This window comes from Ruminiclostridium papyrosolvens C7, from assembly GCF_000421965.1.
GTDB classification, from domain to species: domain Bacteria; phylum Bacillota; class Clostridia; order Acetivibrionales; family DSM-1351; genus Ruminiclostridium; species Ruminiclostridium papyrosolvens_A.
Genome location: NZ_ATAY01000020.1, coordinates 485,817 through 497,892 on the forward strand (window position 1 = coordinate 485,817; position 12,076 = coordinate 497,892).

Consider the following 12,076-nt stretch of genomic DNA (forward strand, 5'->3'; position numbering starts at 1 on the left):
AAAATGGAGAATATAAAAAATTACAGAAAAATGACTGCAGGTCAGTTTTTAGAGAAATTTGCAACATTGATTGGACTGTTTTTGGTTATATTGATTTTTGCTTTACTAAAACCCAGATTCCTTGATGTAAACAATGTTTTTAACCTGTTACGGCAGGCATCCATAAATGGTTTACTTGCCCTTGGAATGACCTTTGTAGTATTAACAGGAGGAATTGATCTCTCCGTGGGCTCAATATTGGGTGCATCCGGAATATTTGCGGCGCTGGTTGCCCAAAATCATAGCATTCCTTGGTTTGTAGCAGTTTTAGTTGGATTGGGTGTAGGGTTTTTACTTGGGAGTTTGAACGGAATAGTAATTTCATGGCTTAAGGTTCCGGCTTTTGTTGCTACATTGGGTATGTTGAGTGTCGCCAGAGGAATTACTTATCTGGCCAGCAATGCACAGCCGGTACCGGGGTTAAGTGATGGATTTCTGAAAATTGGTGGAGGAAATGTTGGAATTATACCAATCCCTGTTATTATCCTTGCAGTAGTATTTATTATTTGCAGTATTCTTATATACAAGGCCAAATACGGAAGATATATTTTTGGTGTAGGCGGAAATGCCAAAGCTGCCCGTCTATCAGGTATTAACGTTAAGAAGATAAAGTGGTCGGCATATATGATAGCAGGTGTTTTGGCTGGACTTGCAGGCGTAGTATTGACCTCACGTGTATCTTCCGGTCTGGCAATGGCAGGACAAAACTATGAAACTGATGCTATTGCGGCTGTTGTAATGGGCGGAACCAGTCTGGCAGGCGGTAGAGGCAGATTATGGGGAACTCTTGTCGGTGTTCTTATAATAGCAGCTCTAAATAATGGCTTGGATATGATGGCGGTATCCTCATACTGGCAGTTAATTATTAAAGGTTTGATAATTATTGCGGCTGTTATGATGGATAGCTTGAACAGTTCTAATGATTAATATCCGTTTTATAAAAACGGTTTATTATTAAATTAAAATTTAAAGGAGAAATAGTTATGAAAACAATGAAAAGACTCGTGGCAATGCTAGTAGCTGCAATAATGCTAATCTCTTTCGCAGCTTGTTCCTCTGACACTGGTAAAAAATCGTCGGAAGAAACCAAGTCTTCAGACACAACTACTGCAACTGAAACAAGCAAGCCGGCTGACAAAAAAATTGTTGTTGGAATGACACTGTACAGTCTGAAAAATGAATTCACAGTCCGCCTTTCAAATGCTGCTAAGAAGAAAGCAGAAGAATTGGGAGTGGAACTCAAGATTTATGATGGTAACTATGATCCAAACACACAAATAAACCAGGTTGAAACAATGATTTCTGACGGCGTGGATGCAATTATCCTAAACCCTCAGGATGCAAAAGCCTGTGCGGTTGCGGTTGATAAGGCTGCAGCAGCGAATATACCGGTAATCGGAGTCAACACCCGTGTTGACAGTGAGAAACTCACCAGCTACGTTGGCTCAAAGGACGTATATGCAGGTGAATTGGAAATGCAGGCAATTGCCGATAAGCTCGGTGGAAAGGGCAACATTGTTATACTTGACGGACCGCTCGGACAATCAGCTCAGTTGGAACGCAGCGAGGGAATCAAAAATGTACTTAAGAAATATCCTGATATCAAGGTGCTGGCAGAAAAAACAGCTAACTGGTCACGTTCAGAAGCTATGACAGTTATGGAAAATTGGCTGCAGGCATTTGACAAGATAGATGCTGTAGTTGGTGAAAATGATGAAATGGCACTTGGAGCAAGAAAAGCAATTGAAGCTAAGAAACTGGATATCCCTACAATCGGTGTTGATGGTATAACAGATGCTTTGGATGCTGTAGAAAAAGGAACATTAATTGCATCTATATTCCAGGATGGTGCAGGACAGGGAAGTAAGGCATTGGAAATTGCTGTTGCTAAAGCAAAAGGCGAAAATGTTGACAAGGAATACTGGATTGATTTTGAACCAGTGACAAAGGACAACGTGGCAGAATTTAAGCAAAGAGCACAATAATATTATTAATATGGATTATTAGGAGGGGGAGTGAAGCTCCCTTTCCTTATAATCAGCAAAACATACAGATAAATAAAATGTAGCTAAATGGAGGGTCTAATTATGTTGGAATACTGCGGAGCAGATTTGAATTTCTCGTTGCAAGGCAAAACAGCAATAATCACAGGAGGTGCAGCAGGAATAGGACTGGCTACTGCACACTTTTTTACAGGAAAAGGTGTTAATTGTGTTTTAGCAGATCTCAATCCTGAAGCAGATAAAATAGCACATGAGCTGGGTGAAAATTGCATAGGTGTTTCTGGTGATATAACAAATGCGGATTACAGACAATCTGTTATTGATGCAGCAGTAAAAAGATTCGGAAGTGTTGATATTCTTGTAAACTGTGCAGGAATAGTAGCATTGGATAGTGCTGAAAATTTAAATGATAATATGTGGGATAAGACAATAAGCATAAACCTGACAGCCTCCTTCAAGATGGCTCAGGCGGTTGGTAAATATATGATTGATGCAGGTAAAAAGGGCTCTATAGTTAATATGGCATCACAGGCAGGTGTTATTGCACTTGACAAACATGTTGCCTATTGTGCCAGCAAGGGCGGAATTATAGCAATGACAAAGGTAATGGCATATGAATGGGGCAAGTACGGTATCAGAGTAAACGCAGTTTCACCTACGGTAGTTCTTACCGACTTGGGTAAAAAGGCTTGGGAAGGCCCTGTTGGAGATGCATTTAAAAAGGAAATGCCTTCGGAACGTTTTGCAGAACCGGATGAAATTGCCGGTACAATAGCATTTCTCTGTAGTGGTGCAGCAGGTATGATTACGGGACACAACCTGCTTATTGATGGAGGCTTTACAATAAAATAGAAAATTAGTTTAACCAAATAAAAATAGAGGTGAATAAAATGTCAATAGCTATAGGATGTGATGAAGCAGGATTTCAATTTAAGGAAATTATAAAGAATCTTTTAATAGAAAAAGGTTTGGACGTTGAAGATCTTGGAGTATATAGTACCGACCCTGTTCTATACCCGGATATTGCTGTTGCCGTTGCCAGGTCAATAGCTGAAGGAAAACATGAAAGAGGAATTTTGATTTGCGGAACGGGTATAGGAATGGCCATTGCTGCCAATAAAGTTCCCGGAATCAGAGCAGCCGTTTGTCATGATTCTTTCTCAACTGAACGTTCCAGAAAGAGCAACAATGCACAGATTATGACCCTTGGAGCACGCGTAATCGGAATAGAGCTTGCAAAGCAGCTGGTCAATTTATGGCTGGGATGTGAATTTGACGGCGGTGGTTCAGAGGCAAAAGTCAATAAAATATCAGAATATGAAAATGAATTTTATAAAAGCTGCAGATAAATCCATATTAAATGAAAAGAGGGGGATTTTAATATGCAAAGAATTATTAATGATCCATTCAATTGTGTAGAAGATATGTTGGAAGGTTTTCTCAAGACTCACTCTGATATAGTTGTTAAAACAGACAATCCAAGAACAATTAAATATATAAACGCTCCTGTACCCGGAAAGGTCGGTGTTGTTACAGGAGGAGGCTCAGGGCATAAACCGGCATTTATCGGTTATTGCGGAAAAAATATGGTAGATGCCGTTGCAGTAGGTGAGATATTTGCATCACCTACAGCAAAAGCATTTCTGGATGCAATGAGAGAAGCAGATTCAGGAAATGGCGTGGCATGTCTCTACGGAAACTATGCCGGAGACAATATGAATGTCAAAATGGCCACAGCCTTTGCAGAAGAAGAAGGCATAACAGTTAAAACAGTTGTAGCTAATGACGACGTTGCTTCTGCACCTAAAACTGAAAAGGAAAAAAGGCGCGGTGTTGCAGGCGAAATATTAATGTGGAAGGTTGGAGGAGCTAAAGCTGCTAAAGGCGGAACCCTTGATGAAGTAATAACTGCCGCACAAAAAGCCATAGATAATACAAGAAGTGTTGGTATTGGTCTTACATCATGTACAATACCTGCAGTAGGACATTCAAACTTCAAGATTGAGCCGGGAACAATGGAGGTTGGCATTGGTCATCACGGTGAACCCGGAATTTCAGTTTCAGCACTTAAGACAGCTGATGAGATGGCTCAGGAAATGCTGGATATTATTCTCCCTGATTATCCTTTTGTTGCCGGGGATGAAGTTGTGGCTCTTGTTTCAGGACTGGGCGCTACTCCTATAATGGAGTTATATATCCTTTACAACAAAGTTGAAGAAATACTTGCGCAAAAGGGTATCAAAGTTTACAAATCCTATGTAGGCAACTACTTTACTTCTCTTGAAATGATGGGTGCTACCCTTACACTGATGAAAGTTGATGAAGAATTAAAGGAATTGGTAGACGAAGAAGTAAATACAGTTGGAATGAAGCAGTTTAAATAATAGCTATTATAAAATCTGAAAGGGGTAATGACTATGAGCAGCTTTAAAAATACAGGAGCATCTTCAGTAGTATATAATGTGATAAACACAATTATTGATAATTGGACTTACTTAAGTGAAGTTGATGGATTAATAGGTGACGGAGACCATGGAGTTAATATGAACAAGGGCTTCACCATGACAAAGAATAAACTTGGGGGTAAGGAAGTCAGTTTATCAGAAGGATTTAATGTACTGGGAAAAACATTGATACTGGAAATTGGAGGCTCTATGGGCCCTCTTTACGGAACCTTCTTTATGGAGTTTTCAAAAGCATGTAAAGATGTTGAAGATATAGACAAGGAAGCTTTCGGAGCAACATTAGAAGGTGCCCTAAAAGGAATGCAGGCTTTTGATAAAGCAAAGGTTGGTGACAAAACTCTAATGGATACTCTGGTTCCTGCAATTGAAGGTTACAAGGCGGCTTTGGCGGACGGAAAGGATTTTAAAGCTGCACTGGAGGACATGAAGGTCGAAGCTGAAAAGGGTAAGGAATCAACACGTGATATGGTTGCAAAAATAGGCAGAGCGGCACGACTTGGCGAAAGGTCAAGAGGAGTTCTTGATGCAGGTGCAACTTCATGCAACCTTATCCTGAAATCATTGGCAGATGCCATTATTGAACTATTGTAATTATCCCTCTTAAATACAATATCATTAAAATTAAGCCAATCATCTTTATCTGATGATTGGCTTAATTTTTTATAATATTGTAAATTTTTATTATTTATTGTAATATTATCTATATATTTGTGTAAGGGGAGATGAAATACTATGCAAAGTGTTGGCAAGTTATCTGTCAAACGAAATCGGATTATTTGTATAAGTTTAATTCTATTAATTGTTCTCGCGACTTTAACAGCAGCATTAATCATATCTAAAAAGACCGAAAAAGCTTCAAGCTATGTATTCGGAGAGCAAGCACTGAGAATAAACGGTAAAATTGTTGAAACCAGCGTTTTTCGTGATGAAAAAAATATTTTCTTTGATAGAAACAAAGGAAACTCACAACTGATGCAAAAAATCGATGAAGAAGTCAATGATTTGATTCTCGAGGAAGTAATCAAAAAAGTACTGGCAGATAACTATTTCTACAATGAATCAGGTTACAAAGTGACTCAAAAAGAAATAGATGATTATTACAATAAATACGTAAAGCCAAGTTTGGAAGGTTCTGGTGGCGAGGGCTCCAGTATCAGTGAAGGCCTTGATTATAAGTCAGAAGCTGAGTACAAAAAAGATGTTGAATTATATCTGTTAAAGCTAAAGAGTGTTCCGGGTATTGCAAAGGAGTATGGAATAAGTCTTGATGAAAACGACTTCAACACAAAATACGAGGAATATGCCAAACAGTACAAAGACATGCCGAAATCAATCCACCCTAAAGAAGAATATAAGAAAATGCTGCTTGTCAGGGAATTTTCCATATCGGATAAACTAAATACTTGGCTCGAAAAGCTAAGAACCAAGGCAAAAATAGAAATTTTAGAGCCTTCCTTAAAAGCTTACAGGCTATATAAAAATGGGGAGTATTCCAAAGCAGCGGATGAATATAAAAATGCCTATAAAAAGTACGAGCTAAGCTTGTATCAGGAAAAGGAAAAGGAATGTAGGAGTAAGAAGTAAGGATTAAAAACAGCTGTTCATGAATATTTTAATACATGGATAGCTGTTTTTTTGTATCTAATCTTGAAACGATATAAACAATAGTTTATATTGAAGATTATAAAGGGGGAGTGAGTTTTGAAAACTTCAAGATTATCATTACTGGATAAATTTTTAACCTTATGGATATTCCTGGCAATGGGATTCGGAATAATACTTGGATGGGCAGTCCCCGGATTTTCAGGTATGCTCTCAAAAATGTCAGTTGGAACAACATCATTACCAATAGCAATAGGACTAATAGTAATGATGTATCCTCCGTTGGCAAAGGTAAACTACAAAGAACTAGGTAAAGTTTTTAAGAATCCGAAGGTGTTAATTTTATCGCTAGTACAAAACTGGGTTATCGGACCAATTCTAATGTTTGTGCTAGCAATTATATTCTTAAAATCGGATTCTGCTTTAATGACAGGATTAATTTTGATTGGTATTGCCAGATGCATAGCAATGGTTATTGTCTGGAATAGTTTGGCTGACGGTGATAGCGAATATGCTGCAGCTTTAGTAGCATTTAATTCTATCTTCCAAGTAGTATTTTATTCAATATTTGCGTATTTATTTGTGACTGTGTTACCGCCTGTTTTTGGTCTGACAGGGTATGAGGTTCATATTTCAATGGGAGAAGTTGCGCTATCTGTAGCTATTTATCTTGGTATTCCGTTTATTCTTGGTATGCTCACAAGATTAATAATGGAGCCGCTAAAAGGTACAGACTGGTACACTAAAAAATTTGTTCCTAAAATTAGCCCTTTAGCTCTTATAGCCTTATTATTTACAATAATTGTAATGTTTATATATAAGGGACAATATATTGTTCAGCTACCGCTTGAAGTTGTTAGGGTAGCAATACCACTGTTGATTTACTTTATAGTAATGTTTTCAGCATCTTTCTTTATAAGCTATAAATCAGGAATTGACTATAACAAAACGACTACATTGGCCTTCACTGCAGCAAGTAATAACTTTGAACTGGCTATAGCAGTTGCTGTTGCAGTATTTGGAATTGAGTCTAAAGAGGCATTTACTGCAGTTATAGGGCCTCTTGTAGAGGTGCCTGTTATGATTGGGTTGGTTAATGTGGCTTTATTCTGGAGAAAGAAGTATTTTCTGAAATAAAAAATATTGACAATTACTAACTGTTCGATTACCATAGAACTATGAAAACATTAGATTTGGTAAAAATATTTAAAGCACTCTCGTGTGAACAAAGATTTAATTTATTTAAAGCCTTGTACGAGTGGTGTGAAGAAGGCGAGTGTATGGATGGGGAATATACCTGTACAGACGGTATTGAAAAATGTTTTACAAAAGCCTGTTGCTGTATGAACCTGTCCCGATCAACTATTTCTCATCATTTTAAAGAATTGCAGAATGCAGGATTAATTACTTATACACGAAAAGGTCAAAGCTTTATGTGTAAAATTAATAAGGAAGCAATTCTTTCAATCCAAAACTTCTTAAAATAATTTTTTTCCTGATACTAGCATCAGGAAAAAAATTTATTATAATTGTTCGATTGTTATGAAACATTAGAATATAAAATTAAAATATTGAGAGGATATTATGAATTGGAAGTTTGAAAAGGTATTGGACATTATTAAAAAAACAGACAGCTCTATTTTGCTAAAAGGTAAATGGGGTATTGAAAGAGAAGCTCAGAGAGTTACTAAAAGCGGATATTTAGCCTTAACCAATCATCCGGTTGCCTTTGGAAATAAACTTCTAAACAGTGAGGTTACCACTGATTTTTCTGAAAGTCAACTGGAACTTGTAACACCACCTCTTTCTTCTGTTGAGGAGGTTTATAAGTATCTGGAAATGTTAACTTTGAAGGTTAACTATGAACTTAAAAATGAATTATTATGGCCATTAAGTATGCCTCCAAGATTACCTTCAGAAGAAATTATTCCAATCGCAAAATTTGATGACACACCTGAAGGTAGAGAGAAGGAAATATACAGACGTGGACTTGCAACCCGCTACGGTAAAAAAATGCAAATGATTTCAGGTATCCATTTTAATTTTTCCTTCACTGATGAACTGTTTGATATTTTATACAAATATTGGAGTAATGGTGAAGATAAATATGAGTTTATTGATAAAGCGTACTTTTCGATGGCAAGAAATTTCTTGAGATATAGGTGGTTGTTGATATACCTGTTTGGAGCATCTCCTTCTACAGATAACACATTCAATTCTGTAATTCAAAATGAATTAAAGACGATTAGAAAATGCTGTCCTGAACGTTGCAATCCTACAAACAATTATAAGAAATATGCGACCTCCTTACGAGTAAGTCGATTCGGTTATTCCAATGGTGAACAAGGCAAATTCACAGTGTCTTACAATAGTAAATCTGAATATTTGGAAACTATCAGAAAAATGATGAAAACCAAAAGCAAAAAATACTCAGAAATTGGAATGTTCAAAGATGGTAAACAAATTCAGCTTAGCGAAAATGTGTTGCAAAAAGACAGTGAATTTTATTCCTCTATACGTCTGAAACAGGTTGTTGAAAAAGGAGAAAGTCAGCTTGATGCTCTTGAAAAAAGAGGTGTCGGGTATGCTGAAGTACGGATTATAGATGTTAATCCTTATGAAAGGGCAGGAATTAGTCTTGAACAAATGTATTTTTTACAGGTTTTTATGCTCTATTGTCTTTTTGAAAATAGTAGAAATATAGAAAGAAAAGAGCTGAATCTTATGAATAAAAATCATAATTTGATTGCTATTTCAGGTTGGAAGAACAAGCTTTCTCTTTTCCGTTACACTAGAGGGCAAGTATTGCTAGAGGATTGGGGACAGTACATTTTTTGTAAACTTTCTCAAATAGCAAAGCTTATGGATGATGCCGGAAATAGCAACAAATACATGGAATGTGTTATTAATGAATTTGTAAAGTTAATTGATAAATCACTGCTTCCTTCAAATAGAATTATCAATGATATGAAGTTGAAGGGAGATACTTTTATTACTTTTGGAATCAGTAAGGCTATGGAACATAAAAATCAAAACAATACAGGGAGGAACTGAAAAATGTTGAAGGGTTATGAGGCTTTGGAATTATCTACTCAAATGATTATAAAAGAGGCAATACAAAGGGGTATTGATGTAGAAATTTTAGATTGGGATGATAATTTTATCAGATTAAGAAAAGCAGGCAAAATCGAGTATTTAAAGCAGGCAACACGTACTTCAATTGACTCGTATATTTCTCCGTTAATTATGGAAAACAAAGAGGTTACGAAGCAAATATTAAGAGAAAACGAGATTTATGTACCTGATGGGGTAACAATTAAACAAGGTGATGATTATAAAGCAAAGATTTCACGTTTCCGGGGAAAAGATATAGTTATTAAGCCTAAATCAACTAACTTCGGTCAAGGTGTAATAATTTTAAAGGGTCCTTATTCAGAGAACGATGTTGTAACTGCTTTAGAGCAGGCGTTTAAATATGATAGCTCTGTTTTAATCGAAGAATTTATCTCAGGTAAAGAATATAGGTTTTTAGTAATTGGTGAAGAAGTTGCAGCAATTCTTCACAGAGTACCTGCAAATGTTACGGGAGATGGTAAACACTCAATCGTAGAGCTAGTTGAAGAAAAGAACATGGATCCATTAAGGGGAAAAGGATATGTGACACCACTTGAAAAGATACAATTAGGGTTTATTGAAAAGGAATACCTAGCTTTTCAGAGTAAAGATTTTGATTCTGTACCTGAAAAAGATGAAATAGTTTATCTTCGTGAAAATTCAAATATTAGTACCGGCGGAGACAGTATAGATTTTACAGATGATATTATCAATGAGTACAAAACTATTGCTGTAAAGGCTGCAAAATCTGTGGGAGCAAAAATATGCGGAGCAGATATTATCATCCTAGACATTAAAGCAAGTCCAAATAAAGATAACTACAGCGTAATTGAGTTAAATTTTAATCCGGCACTTCATATACATAATTTCCCTTACAAAGGTAGGAACAGACTAGTTGAAAAGAAGGTTATCGAGCTTTTAGGATTTTAATTAGGTGAGTAAATTTATATTTTTTAAATAATATAGTTGTATGTTGCAACTATTGTATGATACAATTTTTCAGGAGGCAATCAAATAATGAATATTACCGATGATTCAAAAAAATTAAGAGAACTGATTAGAGTACTTGAAAGAAAGTTGGGTGTTTTAAAGGAAAACCAAACTTCATGCTGCAGTGTCACTTTAGGTCAATGCCATGCTTTAGTTGAAATAGGACGTTCAGGTAGTATTTCTTTAAATGAGTTGGCAGAATTATTAAATCTCGAAAATAGTACAATGAGCAGAACAGTAAATAACTTGGTTAAGGCAGAACTGGCAAAAAGAGATATTGACCCGGAAGACAGAAGGTATGTAACCATTTCACTCACAGATAGTGGAGCTAAGCTTTTTACAGAAATTGAGGAAAGTATGAATTCATATTTTGGTGAGATATACAATTCAATTCCGGATAATAAAAAATTTCAGGTGTTGGAAAGTTTGGGAATCTTATTGGAAGCGATTGATAAAAACGATTGTTGTTAGAGAAAGGCGGTTTGATTATGAATAAAGCAGAATGTTCTGAGCAATGTTTTTTAAGTGGATTTAACTGTGCGCAAGCGGTTTTTTCTACATACTCAGGTGAATTAGGATTGGACCCTGAATTAGCTTTGAAAATCGCCGGTAGCTTCGGTGGAGGCATGGGGCATATTGGTGAGACTTGTGGTGCTGTTACAGGTGCAATAATGTTAATTGGTTTAAAACATGGGAAAGTCCGAGTTGATGATACTGCTGCAAAGGAAAAAACCTATACCCTTGTTCAGGAATACAAGAGACAATTTGTAGAATTAAATGGTTCAATTAGATGTAAAGAATTATTAGGGTATGATATAAGTGTTCCGAAAGAAATGAGTGCGGCCGGCGAAAAGAATCTTTTTAAAACGATTTGCCCCAAATTGGTGAGAGATTCCTCTGAAATAGTTGAAAAATTACTGTATTTAAAATAGAAGGGAGTGAATCTCATAGATAGTAAATTATATTTTAATGAAGTAGCAAATCAATGGGATACAATGCGGCAGAGATTTTTTTCAGAAGCAGTTCGAGAAAAGGCATATTGTCTTGCAAATGTTAAAGAAGGGGAAATCGCAGCAGATATTGGAGCCGGCACGGGGTTTATAACTGAAGGTCTTATACAAAAGGGTTTGAGAGTTATTGCTATAGACAGATCAGAAGAAATGTTGGAGCAGATGAAAAGTAAATTTGGTAGCGGAATAGAATACCTGCAAGGCGAAGCTGAATGTCTCCTAATTGAAAATAATTATGTAAACTATGCAATGGCAAATATGTATTTACACCATGTTGAAGAACCTTTAGTGGCTATAAGGGAAATGTTTAGAGTACTAAAGCCGGGTGGAAAGCTTGTTATAACTGATTTGGATGAACATAATTTTAATTTTCTGAAAACTGAACACCATGACCGCTGGATGGGATTTAAACGTGAAGACGTTAAAAACTGGCTTTATGCTGCCGGTCTTAAAAACGTAATTGTTGATTGTGCCGGTGGTAATTGCTGTGCAACATCTGATTGCGGGTGTGACAATGCAAATATCAGTATTTTTGTTGCTTATGGAGAAAAATAAGGGGGCAAAAATGACTTGTAACAGACAAAATAATTTAGGAAACGAGAGTAATTGCAAATGCAGCTTTACACATTGTGAAAATTGGGGTAAATGTTGTTCGTGTGTTTTATTCCATCGTACCAAAGGCGGCTTACCGGGGTGTTTTTTCACTGAGGAAGCTGAAAAAACGGGTAATAGGGATGTAGACTTTTTTATTAAGAATGTTGGTGTGCCGTTGAAAGAAACAGATTAAACGAATACATAAAATTGTTATTAAAGGACTGAATCCCGTGTCGGACTCAGTCCTTTAATAACAATT

The 12,076-nt window shown here is 36.4% G+C and carries 15 protein-coding genes; all 15 read left to right on the forward strand.

Features of this window, described 5'->3' with window-relative positions:
• The first annotated feature begins 3 nt into the window (after window positions 1-3).
• The 15 genes from L323_RS27250 (at window position 4) to L323_RS27315 (ending at window position 12,010) form a co-directional block, all read left to right on the forward strand.
• Entirely contained in the window at window positions 4-966 is a 963-nt protein-coding gene (locus L323_RS27250) for an ABC transporter permease (protein ID WP_020814809.1), read from the forward strand.
• Between the two features lie 56 nt (window positions 967-1,022).
• Window positions 1,023-2,024 carry a substrate-binding domain-containing protein gene (locus tag L323_RS27255; RefSeq protein ID WP_020814810.1) on the forward strand — a complete coding sequence of 334 codons (1,002 nt, stop codon included), beginning with the start codon at window positions 1,023-1,025 and terminating at the stop codon, window positions 2,022-2,024.
• A gap of 102 nt (window positions 2,025-2,126) precedes the next feature.
• Window positions 2,127-2,894 (forward strand): GolD/DthD family dehydrogenase, encoded by a 768-nt coding sequence (locus L323_RS27260; protein ID WP_020814811.1) that lies wholly within the window; start codon window positions 2,127-2,129, stop codon window positions 2,892-2,894.
• A gap of 38 nt (window positions 2,895-2,932) precedes the next feature.
• A complete protein-coding gene (gene rpiB, locus L323_RS27265; RefSeq protein ID WP_020814812.1) occupies window positions 2,933-3,391 on the forward strand; it encodes a ribose 5-phosphate isomerase B in 459 nt (152 codons plus the stop codon).
• Window positions 3,392-3,424: 33 nt separating this feature from the next.
• A complete protein-coding gene (locus L323_RS27270; protein WP_020814813.1) occupies window positions 3,425-4,426 on the forward strand; it encodes a dihydroxyacetone kinase subunit DhaK in 1,002 nt (333 codons plus the stop codon).
• A 33-nt stretch (window positions 4,427-4,459) separates the two neighbouring features.
• Window positions 4,460-5,098 carry a dihydroxyacetone kinase subunit DhaL gene (gene dhaL / locus L323_RS27275; RefSeq protein WP_020814814.1) on the forward strand — a complete coding sequence of 213 codons (639 nt, stop codon included), beginning with the start codon at window positions 4,460-4,462 and terminating at the stop codon, window positions 5,096-5,098.
• A gap of 141 nt (window positions 5,099-5,239) precedes the next feature.
• Entirely contained in the window at window positions 5,240-6,091 is an 852-nt protein-coding gene (locus L323_RS27280) for a hypothetical protein (protein ID WP_020814815.1), read from the forward strand.
• A gap of 117 nt (window positions 6,092-6,208) precedes the next feature.
• Window positions 6,209-7,246: an ACR3 family arsenite efflux transporter gene (gene arsB / locus L323_RS27285; RefSeq protein WP_020814816.1), complete on the forward strand. Its 1,038-nt coding sequence runs from the start codon at window positions 6,209-6,211 to the stop codon at window positions 7,244-7,246.
• Window positions 7,247-7,389: 143 nt separating this feature from the next.
• Window positions 7,390-7,596 carry an ArsR/SmtB family transcription factor gene (locus tag L323_RS0120550; RefSeq protein ID WP_020814817.1) on the forward strand — a complete coding sequence of 69 codons (207 nt, stop codon included), beginning with the start codon at window positions 7,390-7,392 and terminating at the stop codon, window positions 7,594-7,596.
• Between the two features lie 97 nt (window positions 7,597-7,693).
• The gene (locus L323_RS27290; RefSeq protein ID WP_020814818.1) at window positions 7,694-9,163 is read left to right on the forward strand and encodes a glutamate--cysteine ligase; all 1,470 of its coding nucleotides are present in this window, start codon (window positions 7,694-7,696) and stop codon (window positions 9,161-9,163) included.
• A 3-nt stretch (window positions 9,164-9,166) separates the two neighbouring features.
• On the forward strand, window positions 9,167-10,153 hold the full coding sequence (gshAB, locus tag L323_RS27295; RefSeq protein ID WP_020814819.1) for a bifunctional glutamate--cysteine ligase GshA/glutathione synthetase GshB: 987 nt from the start codon (window positions 9,167-9,169) through the stop codon (window positions 10,151-10,153).
• Between the two features lie 87 nt (window positions 10,154-10,240).
• On the forward strand, window positions 10,241-10,684 hold the full coding sequence (locus L323_RS27300) for a MarR family winged helix-turn-helix transcriptional regulator (RefSeq protein WP_020814820.1): 444 nt from the start codon (window positions 10,241-10,243) through the stop codon (window positions 10,682-10,684).
• 17 nt (window positions 10,685-10,701) lie between these two features.
• Entirely contained in the window at window positions 10,702-11,145 is a 444-nt protein-coding gene (locus tag L323_RS27305; RefSeq protein ID WP_020814821.1) for a C-GCAxxG-C-C family protein, read from the forward strand.
• Between the two features lie 6 nt (window positions 11,146-11,151).
• On the forward strand, window positions 11,152-11,778 hold the full coding sequence (locus L323_RS27310) for a class I SAM-dependent methyltransferase (protein WP_242835248.1): 627 nt from the start codon (window positions 11,152-11,154) through the stop codon (window positions 11,776-11,778).
• 10 nt (window positions 11,779-11,788) lie between these two features.
• Entirely contained in the window at window positions 11,789-12,010 is a 222-nt protein-coding gene (locus L323_RS27315; protein ID WP_020814823.1) for a hypothetical protein, read from the forward strand.
• The last annotated feature ends 66 nt before the right edge of the window (window positions 12,011-12,076 follow it).